This window comes from Halothiobacillus sp. (assembly GCF_028710545.1).
GTDB lineage: Bacteria > Pseudomonadota > Gammaproteobacteria > Halothiobacillales > Halothiobacillaceae > Halothiobacillus.
Genome location: NZ_JAQTTX010000008.1, coordinates 47684 through 65199, shown reverse-complemented (window position 1 = coordinate 65199; position 17516 = coordinate 47684). Strand labels below are relative to the sequence as shown.

Genomic DNA, 17516 nt, shown 5'->3' with positions numbered 1-17516 from the left:
TTACGTGTTTCATCGAACAAAATCGTATCCACCCAGACATCACCCGGCAGATTCCGATCTTCCGGCAACCACTGGCGCACCCTGCCGGGACCTGCGTTATAAGCAGCAATCGCCAGTGGCAGTTGACCGTTGAACTTGTCTTTAAGGTAAGAGATATAAGCGGCACCGAGGGTGATACTGGTCTTGGGGTCATGCAGGTTCATCGTCGTCAAACCCAGATCGGCCTTGCGATTGATCCAGCGCGCGGTGTTCGGCATGAGCTGCATCAATCCTTGCGCACCCGCACCTGAGCCGACATCGCTCATGAACAGACTTTCGCGCCGGATCACCCCATACAGCCAGTTTGAAGCGATGCCTTGCGCCTTGGCCTGAGCGTCCACCGTCGACTCCCAAGGGGTCGGAAAGCGTGCCGAAAACCAGTGCGGATCGTCCTGTTTGTTCATCCGGGCAATGGCAATCGATACTCGATCATGCCATTTTGACTGCTCGGCAAGCAGGGTTAGTGCGGGAATCTGCTCGGGAGGTATTTCATTGAGGGCAGACAGGAACGCCCGCCGGGCATCATCCGTCAACCCCGCTGCATGCAGGTAAAAGGCAAGTTGTACGGTTGGGTTCTTTTCCACTTCACGGGTATTCATCACGGGCAGCGGTGGGATTTTTGGCCACGGATAGGCAATTCCCAAGCGGTCGGCCGCAAGCAGCCCATAGTAATTTGGGGTATGAACCAATGCCTGCCAACGCGCCTTGGCATCCTGATTCTTGCCGAGCTCGGCATCAGCGCGCGCCAGCCAATACTGCCACTGCGGCGTTTGAGAGAGATCAACAGGCATGGTATTGATAGCGACTTTCAGCCGCGCCCAATCCTCAGCACGTAAAGCGGCACGAGCCGTCCAGGTGCGCGTTTCTTTATCCTGAACCGATTCGGGTAAAGCCATCAGCCAGTCATACGCCTGCGGCATGCGGGTATAGGCGGCCTTCAGCGCGATAACGCGTGCAATTTCGGCCTGTTCATCCGGCTTGATTCGCCAGGACTTAGGCAACCGGGCAAGCAAATCATGCGCGGCTTGCGGGTCACTGCGCCCCAGCCACTTGAACGCCTGAATGAGCAGCGCCTGTTCGTCGTGACCGGGATATGAATGGTATCGTTTCAGCGCCTGTTGCAAGGTGCTTTGAGGATCCTGACGAGCCTCATCCCAACGCTTGAAATAAGTGTCCAATCCACTGATCTTTCGCGATGTTCCATCCCGAACCAAATACGAGGCGAAGCTCGGGTTGCCCGCGATCATCGACGCCTGAATTCGCTGACGATAAAGATTTGGCGTCAGTTTGTCATTGGCCCGCAACCACTTGAAGATCGGATCGCAATAGGATGGCTGGTTGCGGCCCTGGGCCCAGAATTGTTCTGCATCCTTGACCTGCTGAGCAGACAACGTCCCAAGCGCCAGTGCCGCTTGCCAACCCTGACAACTGAGCCGTCGGTTGGATTTCAGTTCAGGAGCGACTGCTTGAAGTAGTTGATAGTCGGCAAATTGTTGCTTGCTAATCAAGCGATTCAATGTCTGGCTTTTCAACTGCGCGCTGAATACGTAATCCGGGTGCGCCTGCAAGAACGCAATGACGGGTGCTGGGTCAGAGGTCGGCGGATCGAGCAGGAAGCGGAAGCGAAGGTAGGTCGCCAATGGATTATCCTTCAGTGCAGCAATTGCGGCATCCACTGCGGCAGAATCACCTTGAGCGATGGCCGCCATTCCGGCCAGAAAGGCAGGCGGCGGCGTCCAATCGGTAATGACATTTGGAGTGACATGGGTGGTGGCTGGGCTTATGGTCGGCTTGGGCACGTTCGCATCTGCATGAGCACATGCGAACACCATCGTCGTGAGCACCATGATCGGTAACAACAATCTTTTCCAGCGAACGGAAAGGTTGCGTAATGATCGATCCGAATTCATCTTCATATCCACCTGCTGCTGAGCCGCCTGAATCATGGCCAAGGTTGGCATTTGAACGACCTAAGACCATAGTAACGAGATAATGGACAGAACGAAACGGCACCGCGCCATCGAAACAACTTCCCCCTATATCGGTCGATTTGCACCGACGCCTTCGGGCGCATTGCATCTGGGTTCTCTGGTAGCCGCACTCGGCAGTTATCTTGATGCGCGTGCGCACAACGGGATATGGAAAGTACGGATTGACGATCTGGACGAACAACGATGCCTGCCGGCAACCACCGAGCAAATCATCACCCAACTCTCGGCACATGGGCTGGTGCCCGATGGAGAAATTGTCCGGCAGCGAACCAGACATGTTATCTACACGGAGGCGTTGAACCGATTGGCGGATAACGCCCTCACCTACCACTGCACCTGCACGCGCAAACAGCTCCGTGATGCCGTAAAAAACGGGCGGGCCAGTGAAGGTCTCGCCGGCCCCATTTATCCGGGCACGTGCCGGGAACGCGCTGTTTCCGAACACGAAATGGCAGGCATTCGATTTATCGTGCCCACCGGGACCATCCAATTCACCGACCGCTTTCTGGGGCAGATAGAACAATCATTATCCACAACCATCGGTGACCCGATTTTGCGGCGGTCGGACGATGTTTTTGCCTATCATCTGGCAGAGGTTGTCGACAACCGAACGATGGGCATCACCCACGTGGTGCGTGGTGCCGACCTCTCATCGCTCACACCACTTCATATCGCCCTGCATCAGGCCCTGTACCCGGATACGCCTCTGCCAGTGTACGGACACTTGCCACTTGTGCTGGGAAGAAATGGACTCAAACTCAGCAAGACCAATCACGCGCCTGCATTGGATAGTCACCGTGCGCGAGAAAATCTCATGGCGGCCGCTGTACACCTTGGGCTGAAAACACCGACAGTGCAGACCGGCATTGAGGTCATACTCGCAGATTGGACCGAACAATGGGCGAAACAGTACCTAAAAACAGCTAATTCACGTTAAACATTCCGAACCCATATTAAGGAACCTCTGATTAAATCAGAGGTTCCGTGCGGCACAAGGACGTGCCGCCATGAACGATCATGCAAGTGATTGTTCATGAAGAAAATCAAAAATCACATTTTTTGATTTTCGCCCTCAGAAAACGCCAGGATGGCGTTGTTCAGAGCTTCCTTAAGGGCTTTCTTCTAAAGGCCACTCAACAATATGTTCCGGCCAGTCATCCTCATCCAGTCCATCGACGTGCCGGGCTCGCCCAATAACCGAAAAACCCGCCGTTCGAGCGGAATCAGCCCGGCCGGTTTTCAACGGATGCCATTCGGGCAAATCACGCCCCTCGGCCAATCGACGATAAGCACAGGTCGCCGGCAGCCAATGAAATTCATCCAGATCCTCGGGTTTGAGCCAGACACAGGTGGGCACTTTTTCATGTCGGTTCTGATAGTCACCGCAAAGGCAGGTGTTCAAATCCAGCAAATCGCAGGCCAGATCGGTGTAGTACACCGTGACTTCGCTATCGTCTTCATCGGAAATTTTCTGCAGGCAGCACTTCGCGCAACCATCGCAGAGCGACTCCCACTCTTCGGCTGTCATTTCAGACAAACGTTTACTCAGCCAGAACGGCTTGTCTTGTTCAGTCATTCGGGTGCCCTATTGCTGCTCTGCTTGCTTGAGGCGCTGATCCTGCAACTTCTGGGCGGCATCAATCTGACGTTTGGCCGAATCCAGATCCTGCTTGGCCGCCTTGGCCGCTTGCGCCTCGGCAGCGGCATTAGTCGCGGTGCCGCCCGCGCCACATCCCGACACGAGGAGCGCAAAGAGGACAAGAACGCCTCCTGCCAGCACCAACCATGGTTTTTTCAGATACATTGTCCCATCCATTATCATCGCCCTCCGACCACCTAAATAAATCTGGATCATTGTGACTGTACTTCGTTATCGAGTTCAATGACCCACAGCCTGCAATTTAAACAACGGTGTGGGTTTGAGTTAGAATCCGCGCTCACGATTTTCCGGAGCAGAACCTCATGGGCAGAGCCTACCAGAACCGCAAAGAATCCATGGCCAAAACGGCCGATGCCAAAGCCAAAGTCTACAGCAAGTATGGCCGCGAGATTTACGTCGTCGCCAAAACCGGCGGCACCGATCCTAACGGCAATCTGGCGCTGCGCAGCATGATCGAACGTGCGAAAAAGGATCAGGTACCCGCACACGTCATCGAAAAGGCCATTGAAAAAGCCAAGGGCGGTTTCGGCGAAGACTACACTCCGGCACGTTATGAAGGGTTCGGCCCCGGTGGCGTGGTGGTTCTGGTCGATTGCCTCACCGACAACCCCAATCGCACGATCGGCGACGTGCGCAACTGTTTCACCAAAACCAAGACCAAACTCGGCACGCCGGGCACGGTCATGCACCAGTTCGATCACTCCGCTATTTTTGTGTTCAATGGCGAAGAAGATGCCGTGCTCGAAGCCCTGCTGATGGAAGATGTCGATGTCACCGATATCGAAAGCGAAGACGGCAAGGTGACCGTGTTTGTGCCAAACACCGAATATAACAAAGCCCGTCAAGCTTTGATCAACACCTTTGGTGAAATTGACTTCGATGTGGACGAGATTCAGTTTGTGCCCAAAACATCAACGCCAATCAGCGGTGACGATGTTGCTACCATGGAAAAACTGCTGGATATGCTCAACGACGTGGAAGACGTGCAAAGCGTTTATCACGACGCGGTGTATTGATTCATTCAAGGGCGACAAGAACGCTGGCACGAAACTGATCCAGTATAAATCGGAAACAAAAAAACCCGGAGCATCAAACCCCGGGTTTTTTAATTATCCAGCACTCATGTGCCGTTACATCATGACCACCGGAATATCCCTGATCATTTGCAAACCTTTAATGGCCTCTTGCTGATATTCCGCGATCTCGTTGAAATTGAGATAACGATAAATATCATCGGCCAAGGGTTTGAGCCCGGCGACCTGGGCCTGATATTCCTCGTTGGTCGGCAGGCGGCCCAGCAAGGCAGCCACCGCTGATAGCTCGGCCGAGGCGAGATAGACATTGGCGTCTTTACCCATGCGGTTCGGGAAGTTGCGTGTGGAGGTGGAAACCACCGTAGCACCATCGGCCACGCGAGCCTGATTGCCCATGCACAAGGAGCAACCCGGCATTTCGACGCGCGCACCGGCTTTACCGAAAATACTGTAGTAGCCTTCTTCGGTGAGCTGGTGCTCATCCATGCGAGTGGGCGGTGCAATCCACAAACGGGTGGGCACGGAACCGCCATTGGCTTCCAGCACTTTCCCGGCCGCACGGTAGTGGCCGATATTGGTCATGCAGGAACCGATAAAGACTTCATCGATGTGGGTGCCCTGCACTTCGGACAATGGCTTGATGTCGTCCGGGTCGTTCGGGCAGGCCAGCAAGGGTTCGGTGATGGTAGCGAGATCGATTTCGATGATTTCGGCATATTCGGCATCGGCATCGGGTTCGAGCAACTCAGGGCGTGCAAGCCACTGCTCCATCGCTTCGATACGACGCGCGAGGGTACGCTTGTCTTCGTATCCGTTGGCGATCATCCACTGCAACAAGGTGATGTTGCTGGTCAAAAACTCAATGATGGGCGCTTTGCCGAGACGAACGGTGCAACCATTGGCCGAGCGCTCGGCCGAGGCATCGGCAAATTCGAACGCTTGCTCAACCTTGAGATTCGGAAGGCCTTCGATTTCCAGCACGCGGCCGTTGAAAACATTTTTCTTGCCTTTCTTTTCCACCGTCATCAAGCCGCGTTGAATCGCGACATAGGGTATCGCGTTCACCAAATCGCGCAGGGTGATGCCCGGCTGCATTTCGCCCTTGAAACGCACCAGAACGGATTCAGGCATATCCAGCGGCATGACGCCCAGCGCAGCGGCAAAGGCAACCAACCCCGAACCGGCCGGGAAGGAAATGCCGATGGGGAAACGGGTGTGCGAATCGCCGCCGGTACCAACGGTATCCGGCAGAATCATGCGATTGAGCCAGCTATGAATCACGCCATCGCCGGGGCGCAGGGAAACGCCGCCGCGGGTGCTGATGAATTGCGGCAGTTCATGCTGCAGCGCGATATCGACCGGCTTCGGATAGGCTGCGGTGTGGCAGAACGATTGCATGACGAGATCGGCGGAGAAGCCGAGGCAGGCCAGTTCTTTGAGCTCATCGCGGGTCATGGCGCCGGTGGTGTCCTGACTGCCCACGGTCGCCATGCGCGGTTCACAATAGGTGCCGGGGCGCACGCCTTCGACGCCGCAAGCTCGGCCGACCATTTTCTGCGCCAGGGTGAACCCCTTGCCGGTATCCTTGGGTTGAATCGGGCGGCGGAACACGTCGAACGAAGGCAAGTTCAAGGCGGCACGCGCCCGATCGGTCAGCGCGCGACCGATGATCAGCATGATCCGGCCACCGGCCCGAACTTCATCTGGCAAGGTTGTCGGCTTGAGTTGGAAGGTTTCGATGACCTTGCCCTCTTTGAGCAACTCACCGGCGTAGGGGCGGATGGTCACGACATCCCCTGTTTCGAGTTGATCCACATTCACTTCGATGGGCAAGGCGCCCGAATCTTCAGCCGTGTTGAAGAAAATCGGCGCGATCTTGCTGCCCAGAATCACGCCACCGGTTCGCTTGTTGGGCACGTGCGGGATATCGCGGCCCATCGCCCACTGTACAGAGTTGATGGCCGATTTACGCGAGGAACCCGTACCGACCACATCCCCAACATAAGCGACCGGATGGCCTTTTTCCTTCAAGCTGACAATGGTGCTGAGGCCATCAGCCATTTTGCTGTTGAGCATCGCGAGCGCATGCAAGGGAATATCCGGACGGCTCCAGGCATCTTGCGCGGGCGAGAGGTCGTCGGTGTTGGTTTCGCCCGGCACCTTGAACACCGTGACGGTGATTTCTTCGGCCAGTGCGGGTTTGTTCAGAAACCACTCGGCGGCCGCCCAGGATTCAATCACGGCTTTGGCGCGAACATTCCCTGCACGCATTTTATCTTCCACATCACGGAAGGCATCGTAGATCAATACGGTGCCTTTGAGCGCCTCCGCCGCCGCGTCGCCCACCACATCATCGTCCAGCATCGCCACGAGTGGATCGATGTTGTATCCGCCGATCATGGTGCCAAGCCATTTGACCGCCTGCACCCGATCAATCAAGGGTGAACTGGCCTTACCATTCGCGACATCGGCCAGAAAAGCAGCCTTCACATAGGCAGCCTGATCGACCCCCGGTGGCACGCATTCGGTCAACAGGTGCAACAGGAACGCCCTATCCTCCCCGGCCGGTGGATTTTTAATCAGTTCGATCAGGCTGGCCGTCTGCTCGACCGTTAGCGCTTTGGGTGGAATCCCCTGCTGCTCTCGTTCTTGTTGATGGGTGCGATAGGCTTCAAGCATGACGGTTTCCTCAAATTCAAAATTCTTATTTGCTGTGATCATACGGGAGCCCTTGGGAATCTCTGCACGAATCCATCCATGGCTTCGTGCAGACACGCCCGGGCCGGTACATGCCCGTTCCGTGCTACGCATTTCAATGACTTACGTCATTGAGCGGCAGGGCTTCCATGCCCTGCAAGGGAAGGTCTGCTTTCGTGTAGACCTTCCCTTGAGCAATGCCGTATTTACGGCTTTCATCCGGGCATCCTGTTCAATGTATTTGATTGTCTGGTTTTATCTCGATAGGCGCAAATGAATCGCGGCATTGGGAAAAAAACACACGGCTTGCACAATTTTCTTACATGGCTGCCTCAACATGAGGATCAAAAACATATTAACAAACATATAGTTGCCAAATTATCGACCTGTACGCGAAATTTATGCGACAAAAATAAGCAGGTTCTAATCATCACAAAAACGCGACAGATGCCGATCGAGCCATTGCATGGCAATGATCGGGGCCGCGGAACAAATGATGCCGGAATCGATACGGGCCAAGGCTTCGTCCAGAGACATGGTATGCAGCTTGATGTCCTCGTGCTCTTCCGGCAAACCAAAAAATGTTTCGGTCGGAGCCGCATCGATCAGAGCAAGAAACAAATAGATGCTCTCCGTGGTGCCTCCGGGGCTGACCCAATAGCGCGTGATCGGTATCAGACGCACGGGTTCGAGTCCCGATTCCTCTTTCATTTCACGTCGGGCAACAGATTCTACCGATTCATTCGCCTCGATCATGCCCGCCACAATTTCAGTCAGCCAGGGTCCGCCCGGCGCATCGAACGCACCGGGTCGAAACTGTTCAATCATCACGACTTCACGTCGTTTGGGATCAAAGGGCAGAACGGCCACAGCGTGACCACGCTCGAATATCTCCCGACTGATTTGTGGCGACCAGCCACCGTCATAGCGCTCGAAGCGAAGACGGTAGCGGTTCAACGCAAAAAAACCACGGTACAAAGGTTCTATATTCAGTAATTCGTACTGCATCTTCATCCTGATTGGTTAATGATATGACCGGGCAGGTTATGCTAACCGAAGTTCATAAGACTATTACGGCCAGACGGGAAAAGCAGAAGGTACCCCATGTCCCCATCCTTGATTCAAATACTCGAACCACTGATCGGTAGCACGCTGACGATTGGCCACCGCCGCGGAACGGTGATTGATATCTTAGAAGACCCCCCTTCACTGGTCATGAGCAGCCCCGAAGCGCCTGAAGAAATTCGTCTCGATCATCTGGGGAGGCCTCAAGAAACCAGCGTACCCAGTTGGACCGTGAGCCTGTTCAGCGAATCCGGAAACGTGCTGCATCCGGATTTACAAAGACAACTCCATCCTGATCTCGCAATCCGGGCGCATGAGTTTCTTAATAACAAAGATTAGAAACCCGCGCTAAGTGCTCGAATTGCATCGTCAATTTCCTGGTCAATCAAACTCACGCTCAAATCGAGACCCAGTTTTTCAGCGGCAGGAATGGGCTTGCCATCCGGTGTTTCGGTCAACCCTTTGGCCTGCGCGATTGCCGCGATGACCACGTCGGCATGATTGGCCGAACCCTCGTGCGTATAGTCGAGGTTATTCGCTTCCCGTACCACGTCTTCATACATCGGCGGGAAATCCCAGGCCTGAACGATCTTGGCACCCAACCGTGGTTGCAGGCTCATGACCAGTTCGTTCAACAGAGCCGGTGCCTCCTGTAACTTGGGAATATCTTCAGCCACCACAATCACCGGGATCCCCCCCACGCCGTGGAGCAACCCGGCCAACAACGCCTGGTCGACGTCGAGCTTGGTGTACTCCCTGGCAATACGGTGGGACAAAGCCGCGATCTGGGCAGAGAAGGACCAATGTTCCTGCATCGCCTTCTTGATCACGACATGATTCGCCTTGAAAAGCTGTTGGGTGGATAACGATACGATCAACTGACTGACTGTGCGCATACCAAGGCGCGTAATCACCTGGTGCAAGCCGTTAATCTTCTGTACACCACGGTACATTGCGCTGTTCGCGACCTGAATCAGGCGTGCGGCAATGGCTGGATCCTGTGCGACCACATCCACCAGATCCTGAATCGTGCTGTCCGGTTGCTCCGCCACACGCCGTGAGCGAATTGCGACATCAGGCAGTACAGGAAGCGCAATGCCCTTCTCCATGATTTTATTGATAATGGCCTGTTCCAAAGCAGGATTAACCATTTGAAGCTCCTTGTTATAACTGGCGGCACATGCACACCAGTAATCAGTCATTCACTGCTGGGTTCTTTTGGCCAAAACATAAAAACACTCAGGCCAATCGGGTGTATTTGATCCGTTTGGGTTGATCGGCATCCGAGCCCAACCGCTTGTGCCGATCCGCTTCGTAATCCTGGAAGTTCCCCTGGAAGAACACCACGGAGCCATCGTCCTCGAAGGCGAGGATATGCGTTGCGATTCGGTCAAGGAACCAGCGGTCATGCGAAATGACCAGCGCGGAGCCCGGAAAATCAAGAATCGCCTGCTCCAACGCCCGCAGGGTTTCGATATCGAGGTCGTTTGTCGGTTCATCGAGCAGCAGCACGTTGCCACCAGACTTGAGCAACTTGGCCAGATGCACGCGATTGCGCTCACCACCGGACAAGTCCTTCATGAACTTCTGCTGATCCTGGCCTTTGAAGTTGAAGCGGCCAAGATAGGCGCGCGAAGGCATCTCATATTTGCCGACCGTGATGTTGTCGTAACCGCCGGAAATCTCTTCCCAGACGGTCTTGTTATTTTCAAGATCGTCGCGACCCTGCGCCACGTAGGAAATCTGTACCGATTCACCGATGGAGATTTCACCGGCGTCCGGTTTCTCCTCGCCAATCAGCATCTTGAACAGCGTGGATTTACCCACGCCATTGGGGCCGATGATCCCGACGATCCCGCCCTTGGGCACTGAGAACGACAAACCTTGATACAGCACGCGGTCACCAAATTGTTTGGACAGATTGGTAACGTCGATCACCTTGTCGCCCAGGCGAGGTCCTGGCGGAATGTAAATCTCGTTGGTTTCCGAACGCTTCTGGAATTCTTCGGATTGAAGCTCCTCGAATCGGGCCAGACGCGCCTTGGATTTGGCCTGACGCCCCTTGGGATTCTGCCGGACCCACTCCAGTTCCTGCTCCATCGCCTTGCGCTTGGCCGATTCTGTTTTCTCTTCCTGTGCCAGACGCTTTTCCTTGCTGTCGAGCCACTCGGAGTAATTCCCCTCGAACGGAATACCCTGACCACGGTCGAGTTCGAGAATCCAGCCGGCCACGTTGTCCAGGAAATATCGATCGTGGGTTACGGCCACCACGGTACCGTTGAACTCTTGCAGAAAACGCTCAAGCCAGGCAACGGATTCCGCATCCAGATGGTTGGTTGGTTCATCGAGAATCAACATATCCGGGTTGGAAAGCAGTAAACGGCAGAGCGCCACGCGTCGGCGCTCACCGCCGGAGAGTTTGGTGACATCCGCATCCCAAGGCGGTAGACGCAGCGCATCGGCAGCGATTTCGAGTTTGCGATCAAGATCCCAGCCACCGGCAGCATCGATTTTGTCTTGCAATTCCGCTTGCTCGGCCAGCAAAGCATCAAAGTCAGCGTCCGGGTTGGCAAACTCATTGCTTATCTCATTGAAGCGCTCAAGCAACCGCGCCGTTTCACCCGCGCCATCCATGACATTGCCACGCACATCCTTGGCCGGGTCGAGATCAGGCTCCTGCTTGAGATAGCCAATTTGAATACCGGGTTGAGGACGTGCTTCACCAATGATGTCCTTGTCGACTCCGGCCATGATGCGCAGCAGAGTAGACTTGCCCGCACCGTTATAACCCAATACGCCGATTTTGGCGCCAGGGAAGAAATTGAGGTAAATGTCTTTGAGAATAAATTTTTTCGGAGGGACGAGTTTGCCGACCCCATTCATGGTGAAGATATATTGCGCCATACGACCTTGGGTTTTGAGAGTAAAATGTGCGGGTATTATCAATCAGATCGAGGTAAGGATGCCAGTACCACCGACAAGCCCGCCCCTCAGAAAGCATGCATCCACCCTTTGGGGGCTTCTTATTCTGCTGATTACCGGGCTGATTTGCGCTCCCGTTCTGGCAGCCACTCCGCCTGAACTGCATGTTTTGATCGACGTTTCCGGCAGCATGAAGCAAACCGACCCGCAAAATTTAAGGCGCCCCGCCTTGCGCTTACTGGGCGATTTGCTACCACCTTCCGCACAAATTGGCATCTGGTTTTTCGGCGACAAGATCAGCCCCATGCTAAAAACTGCCAGTGCTGATCCAAAGGTAAAGGAACGCGTCCGACAAACCGCCAAAAAAATCCGTTCCAACGAACCCTTTACCGATATTCCCGCCGCACTGACCGCGGCTGCAGCCACCTGGAACGATGGCACGGACCGTAACATTCTGCTGCTGTCCGATGGCATGGTTGATATCTCACCGGACAAGTCCATCAATGTTCGAGCACAAGCAGCGCTTTTGCAGAAACTCGTGCCACAACTTCGAGCCGAACATATTCGCGTGCACACGATCGCCTTGTCAAAAGATGCCGACAGTAAGCTGCTTTCCCAGATTGCGGCCGACACAGGCGGCATTTTTGTCGAAGCCGATTCGGCCGACGCATTGCAACGCGCTTTTCTCAAGATATTCGAAGCGGCTGCGCCCCGAGATGGCCTCCCGCTGAAAGACAACAAGTTTCTGGTGGATAGCGCCGTCAAAGAACTGACCATCCTCGCGTTCAGAGACAAACCGGAAGAACAGACCAAACTCAAGCTACCCAACGGTCAAATCGTTGACGCCCAAGGCAGCAAATCCAAAACGGGTTGGCGTTGGGATGACAGTGGCGGCCGTGATCTGGTCACCATCGAAAACCCGCCTGCGGGAGCGTGGCAGATTATCGGCGCACTCGATCCGGACAACCGGGCGCTGATCATCACCGATCTCAAACTTCGCCTGACACCCTTGCCAACGCGCATTTACCCCGGAGAACGGATCGATGGCGCGCTGATGCTGACCAATCATGATCAACCGATTACCAAAGCCGCATTAACACAAACCATCAAGGCGACGATCGACGAACAAAAAGGAAGCGAACTCATTACCTCAATCAAACTCAATGATCAAGGCGCAGACCCGGACATCATCGGTGGTGATGGCAGATTCAACTATCAACTTCATCTGATTGATCCAGCAGGTATTTACAGCCTGGTCGCCACAGCGAGCAGCCCGACCTTCCAGCGTGATTGGCGCCAGAATTTTGCCATGGCGCCGATGCCACCAGTGCAACTCAAAATCGTTTCATCCGAAGTTGAAGTCCCACCAGCCGCAAATGCGGATGGTACGGCGGGACACCCCACCCTACCCGTCAAAAAGATCATGCGCCAGATTCAAGTCACTCAGGATCCCACGGTGCTCGAACCCAATACGGCCAAATTAATCGGGCAATGGCAGTGCGAACGGACCCATTCCGATGGGCAGTATTCAAATAAACCCCAATCAAACAAAATTGTCGCGCCCATACCCATCGAATGGAATCTGACACACACCACCATGATGTTCCCTACGCCCGATGAAACAACGGCTGACTGTGTCCTCAACGCCGTGCTTAAAGCAAAACTGACGACACACAGGGAGATCGACCTTGTGCTTGAACCATTCAAACTAGCCGCCCTAACACCCACCGAGGCACAACCCAAACAGGCTGAACCTGTCGAACAGGCGCAAGAAGGTGCTTCGGGTAAGATCAACTGGATGCTCATTATCGTTATCAATGTCATAACACTGCTTTTGATCGGGCTGGGTATATGGCTTTGGCAACAAAAGGTGAAACGCACACACCGCCAACTGCTCAAAGAGGCACAATCAGTATGACAATCACAGCCGCCACACACAGTTTGTTCACCGAGAACTGGGCCATTCTGGCAACGGAAGCTGCTGCGGTTTTATTGATTCTGGTGCTGACCATTGGTTTAATCAGCTGGCTTGGTCGCCGCAAACGGATCAATGCGGCCCGATCGCTTCTCGATGAACGGGATGATTTGGCAGAAACTGCCACCGAAACCTTTCATACCCATGTTCAGGCGCTGGCAACCGGTAAGACCCTGACCCCCGATGAGCTGGACGATTACGAGCAGCGTAGCCTGCAACTAATCAACGAACTGGTGGAACCCTGGCTTGAGCCATCAGCGGAACGCCTGCGTGAAGCCGTACGTCAAATCATGACGATCCGGCACAACGACCTACACCAGATTACGGCCATATTCCGCCAGCAACAAGCGGCTGAACCCATTTCCGACAATTCGGCAAACGCACCGCAAATTCAGCAGTTGCAAACCGAACTCGTGGCCAGCCAGAAAGCCGAAGCCGAACGCTCGGCACAACTTGCTGAAGCATTGAAATCGGTCAGCATTATTGTCGGTGAATACGGACGGAAATTCGGTGTCGAGGCCGATTATCGCGTTCCACAGATCTTGCGCGCGCTGATTTATCTTCAATCCATTGATAAGGGCATGAATCAGCAGGAAGCTGTGGATGCCGCCGATGCCAGTATGAACAGTGGCATTGATGTGTTCGAAGAGGAAATCCTGGCTGACGAAAGCGTGGAGGTCGTTCCGACTACAACCTCTCCACCACCAATGTCGTCTCCAGAACCTGCACCCAAGGCTCCCAAAAATAAGCATGAGGATGCAGCCGCAACTGTAAGCACAGATGACAAGGAAGACTCACCAGGAGCTGTTCAAGCACCGTCAACGCCTGTCAAATCCATCCGTATGGAAAAAGCGGAAGAAACAGAAATTCAAAGCCGAGCGGCGCCTACGAAGGCAACTGAAAGTGCAACAGTAAAACAACCCGAAGAACCGAAAGCTGTTGATCTTGCAGAAACCAGCAGCACACCAAACAGCGATGACACCTCAACTGTAGATCAAGTTGGCGAAGAAGAACTCGAACCCGGTGAAGAGCAAATTGATCTGGATGCCGTTGAGCTGCCAGAAAAAACGCCAGATACCACGGAATTCAACCTTGACCTGGATGACATCGATGCGCTTCTGGACGCTGAAATCAGTCGCCAGCAGAAAAAAGTAGCGACCACACCATCCACGCTCCCTAATCTGGATGACGACGAACTCGATTTGAGCAAAAAACCATGACGCAAGAAACGTATTGGGCTCATAACGTCTAAAATAGATAGCCTGATAACTAAATTAGAGTACCATCTCATGATCGATCTTCATCTTCGCGGCTCCAAACAACAGCGACTGATCCCGTTCTTGGCCAGTGTGCTCTTAACACTTTTCCTTTTTAATGCGCCGGTGCATGCACAGACGCCTACCGCAGCACAAGATCGGGTGGTCGCCCAAAACCTGATGAACGATCTTGTCGATTCCAGTTGGATTAAGGATGGCAACGGGTCAAAAATCGTCTATCTGTTTTTCGATCCGAACTGCCCCTACTGTCATCATGTATTCGATTCGTTGATGAAGATTCGCAAAGATAGGCCCGATCTGCAATTTCGCTGGATACCCTTGGGTATGCTAGGCAGCAATTCGACGGCCAAGGCGGCAGCCATCATTCAGGCACCCGATCCGCTGAAGGCTTTTATGACCAATGAGAAGAATTATGGGTTTCTCAATTCGGATACCGGTGGCGGCATCCCACCGGCCAAGCACGTGGATGCAGCAACGCAAACCATCCTGGTTGAAAACCTATCGATTTTGCAGGGACAGAATTTGTACGGCATCCCCGTGGTGGTGTTCCAAGCAGATGATGGCAAACCCTTTTATTTCTCAGGTCAGCGCTCTGAAGCACAGTTAAGGGAAATTCTGGCACATGTGGAAGCCGGCAGCTTCGGCGGCGGGCAACCAATAAAAGGTAAGCAGCATCAATAGATGTATCCGTATCGTAACTTGCAAAAGGAAACCTTGCTTCTTGACGTTACTCCGCCCATAGAGGAACGTTTTCTGCCGATCCCCGAAGCGAAGATTGTGCCGAGGAAGCTTTCAGATCCTAAAACCTTTCTTGCAGGCCGGAGTGATATACAGCCTTGATTTAACAACAGGCAATTTTATCGATACTACTCATACACATGCCGTATGATCATCATAGATTGGGTTGCAATATCGGTGCGTTGGTTACATGACGAATTTGATGTCTGCAGTTTATGCACTTTCTACTCTGCAAGAATCCGTTCATGGCTTCGTGGGCCTGCGCCAGCTTAATGCGAAGCAGGCGTGAGCCCCCATTTAGATACGCTCGATCCGATACACGTCAGGCCCGAGATCAGTATTTCAATGACCTATGTCATTGAACGGCTGGGCGTCCGCGCCTTACACCACAGGGTTGTGGTGTGGTTCAATAACGCGGGCTTGCGCCTGCTTCGCATTAAGCTGGCGCAAGCCCGCGTATGCGATTGAGCCAGAGCAAGTTCGTTGCGGACTTTCCTCAACGAACTTCCTCGAAAAACCCCAAGGAATGGGTTTTTCGAGATCCCCAAAGTCATATAAAAACGAGGTTAAGACCATGAAAAATCTATGGATTGCTAGTGTGCTGGCCACATCATTTTTAATAACAGGGCCCTTAGTCCAGGCCTCTGAATTAAACAATAAGGCTGCCTTAGACGGCATCCAGGAAATTAAGGTCATCTATGATGTCCGTAAGGCGAACCCTAACTTGTTATTGGCATACCTTAAAGGGATTGAAAGCAACCGTAAAAATTTAGCTTTAGAGGGTGTTAAATCTACTCAACGCATCGTCTTTATCGCCGATTCTGTAAAGTACATTACCAGCGAACCTTCCGATGATGTCAGTATCCAGCATGGTGACGTGTTGAAAAAAATTGCTGAACAAGTTAAGCGTCTTAAATCCTTGGGGGTTGAAATGGAGGCCTGCAGTGCCGCGACTGCTGCCTTTAAAGTTGACAATGACACTATTCTGCCTGGAATCCAAGTCGTTCGTTCTGGCTTTCTTTCTGTCATGGGTTGGCAAGCCAAGGGCTATCAATTAGTACCGGTTTATAATTAGTCTAACTATATATTGGTTGCCATAAAGTCGTGCAACAAATCCCTTCAGGGCAGCTCGAATAACCTGTTGTGCTGTCCGATTGCGGTTTAACGTGGGCTGGCGCCTTCCTCACATTAAGCTTGCGTAAGCCCGTGACGGTTTTTCGAGGTGCCCAAAAATCAAAAAAGCCCGATTTGTTCGGGCTTTTTTACTGTGCGTTACTTCACACGACGTGAAGTACTGCCTTGATCGATTATGTAATCAAAGTGACTTCTTGCAGAAGTACCAGTCAACACATTCGTATTCACCGCTATTCATACGCGCTTCGGCTTCTTGGGCCGTTGCCGGAGGTGGCACGATGACCTTGTCACCTGGCTGCCAACCTTCTGGTGTGGCAACGCCGTACTTGGTAGAGGTTTGCAGCGCTTTCACCAGACGAAGAATTTCCGGAATCGAACGACCGTTACTCATCGGGTAGTAAAGCATGGCGCGCAAAACGCCTTCCGGATCGATCACAAACGTGGCACGAACCGCTTGAGTATCCGAAGCGCCTGGATGCACCATACCGAACATGCTTGCGACGTTCATCGAGAGATCGGCAATAATCGGGAAGGTAATTTCCACGCCAAACTTCTCTTTGATATTGCGTTCCCAGGCAATATGGGAGTAGTTGCTATCGATCGACAAACCCAACAGCTCACAGTTAATCGCATTGAAATCAGGTGCCGCCTTCGCAAACGCCATGAACTCAGTGGAGCAAACAGGGGTGAAATCGGCAGGGTGCGAGAACAACACCAGCCATTTGCCTTCGTAGTCTTTCAGCGTTTTACGGCCGTGGGTTGTGGGTGCGTCAAACTCCGGTGCGCGTTCGTTCAAACGGGGCAATGAAATGGAAACATCACTCATGGTCAATTCTCCTGGTTGGTCTATACATTGGATCAAACGATTCATTTGCCTGAAGGCATCGTTCTACAGCCGTGCTGTGGAATTAAATTTACCAATACATGATAGATAAATAAAATGAAAAATTCCTATCGATTCGATAGATGCTGCCTATCATCCTG

15 protein-coding genes are annotated in these 17516 nt (G+C 53.2%); 7 read left to right on the top strand and 8 right to left on the bottom strand.

Features of this window, described 5'->3' with window-relative positions:
• The coding region (locus tag PHD44_RS02760) for a lytic transglycosylase domain-containing protein (RefSeq protein WP_300187835.1) at nucleotides 1-2000 on the bottom strand (2000 nt) is incomplete at its 3' end.
• Nucleotides 2001-2031: 31 nt separating this feature from the next.
• Here PHD44_RS02760 and gluQRS point away from each other — a divergent pair.
• The gene (gene gluQRS, locus PHD44_RS02755) at nucleotides 2032-2967 is read left to right on the top strand and encodes a tRNA glutamyl-Q(34) synthetase GluQRS (RefSeq protein WP_300187833.1); all 936 of its coding nucleotides are present in this window, start codon (nucleotides 2032-2034) and stop codon (nucleotides 2965-2967) included.
• A 171-nt stretch (nucleotides 2968-3138) separates the two neighbouring features.
• Here gluQRS and PHD44_RS02750 read toward each other — a convergent pair whose 3' ends face one another.
• Together PHD44_RS02750 and PHD44_RS02745 are read right to left on the bottom strand one after the other, a co-directional pair.
• Nucleotides 3139-3606: a YcgN family cysteine cluster protein gene (locus PHD44_RS02750; protein WP_300187831.1), complete on the bottom strand. Its 468-nt coding sequence runs from the start codon at nucleotides 3604-3606 to the stop codon at nucleotides 3139-3141.
• 9 nt (nucleotides 3607-3615) lie between these two features.
• Complete coding sequence (locus tag PHD44_RS02745) at nucleotides 3616-3834, bottom strand: hypothetical protein (protein WP_300187829.1); 219 nt, start codon at nucleotides 3832-3834, stop codon at nucleotides 3616-3618.
• Nucleotides 3835-3992: 158 nt separating this feature from the next.
• On the opposite strand from PHD44_RS02745, the gene PHD44_RS02740 reads away from it, so the two are divergent.
• Nucleotides 3993-4706: a YebC/PmpR family DNA-binding transcriptional regulator gene (locus PHD44_RS02740; protein WP_300187827.1), complete on the top strand. Its 714-nt coding sequence runs from the start codon at nucleotides 3993-3995 to the stop codon at nucleotides 4704-4706.
• 114 nt (nucleotides 4707-4820) lie between these two features.
• Here the strand turns inward: PHD44_RS02740 and acnB are convergent, their stop codons facing one another.
• A complete protein-coding gene (acnB, locus tag PHD44_RS02735; RefSeq protein ID WP_300187825.1) occupies nucleotides 4821-7403 on the bottom strand; it encodes a bifunctional aconitate hydratase 2/2-methylisocitrate dehydratase in 2583 nt (860 codons plus the stop codon).
• A 441-nt stretch (nucleotides 7404-7844) separates the two neighbouring features.
• Complete coding sequence (locus PHD44_RS02730; protein WP_300187824.1) at nucleotides 7845-8429, bottom strand: NUDIX domain-containing protein; 585 nt, start codon at nucleotides 8427-8429, stop codon at nucleotides 7845-7847.
• A gap of 96 nt (nucleotides 8430-8525) precedes the next feature.
• On the opposite strand from PHD44_RS02730, the gene PHD44_RS02725 reads away from it, so the two are divergent.
• A complete protein-coding gene (locus PHD44_RS02725; RefSeq protein WP_300187822.1) occupies nucleotides 8526-8825 on the top strand; it encodes a hypothetical protein in 300 nt (99 codons plus the stop codon).
• Here the strand turns inward: PHD44_RS02725 and PHD44_RS02720 are convergent.
• Nucleotides 8822-9637 (bottom strand): HDOD domain-containing protein, encoded by an 816-nt coding sequence (locus PHD44_RS02720; RefSeq protein WP_300187820.1) that lies wholly within the window; start codon nucleotides 9635-9637, stop codon nucleotides 8822-8824. The two genes, PHD44_RS02725 and PHD44_RS02720, sit on opposite strands and share 4 nt — an antisense overlap.
• 88 nt (nucleotides 9638-9725) lie before the next feature.
• Nucleotides 9726-11390 carry an energy-dependent translational throttle protein EttA gene (ettA, locus tag PHD44_RS02715; RefSeq protein WP_300187818.1) on the bottom strand — a complete coding sequence of 555 codons (1665 nt, stop codon included), beginning with the start codon at nucleotides 11388-11390 and terminating at the stop codon, nucleotides 9726-9728.
• A 58-nt stretch (nucleotides 11391-11448) separates the two neighbouring features.
• On the opposite strand from ettA, the gene PHD44_RS02710 reads away from it, so the two are divergent.
• From PHD44_RS02710 to PHD44_RS02695, 4 genes are all read left to right on the top strand, one after another.
• Nucleotides 11449-13326 carry a vWA domain-containing protein gene (locus tag PHD44_RS02710; RefSeq protein ID WP_300187817.1) on the top strand — a complete coding sequence of 626 codons (1878 nt, stop codon included), beginning with the start codon at nucleotides 11449-11451 and terminating at the stop codon, nucleotides 13324-13326.
• On the top strand, nucleotides 13323-14603 hold the full coding sequence (locus PHD44_RS02705; RefSeq protein ID WP_300187815.1) for a hypothetical protein: 1281 nt from the start codon (nucleotides 13323-13325) through the stop codon (nucleotides 14601-14603). Before PHD44_RS02710 ends, PHD44_RS02705 begins: the two co-directional genes overlap by 4 nt.
• A 69-nt stretch (nucleotides 14604-14672) precedes the next feature.
• Nucleotides 14673-15341, top strand: coding sequence for a thioredoxin fold domain-containing protein (locus tag PHD44_RS02700; protein ID WP_300187813.1), 669 nt, complete (start codon nucleotides 14673-14675; stop codon nucleotides 15339-15341).
• A gap of 631 nt (nucleotides 15342-15972) precedes the next feature.
• Nucleotides 15973-16473 (top strand): DsrE family protein, encoded by a 501-nt coding sequence (locus tag PHD44_RS02695; RefSeq protein WP_300187811.1) that lies wholly within the window; start codon nucleotides 15973-15975, stop codon nucleotides 16471-16473.
• Between the two features lie 240 nt (nucleotides 16474-16713).
• Here PHD44_RS02695 and PHD44_RS02690 read toward each other — a convergent pair whose 3' ends face one another.
• A complete protein-coding gene (locus tag PHD44_RS02690; protein WP_300187809.1) occupies nucleotides 16714-17358 on the bottom strand; it encodes a peroxiredoxin in 645 nt (214 codons plus the stop codon).
• Between the last annotated feature and the right edge of the window lie 158 nt (nucleotides 17359-17516).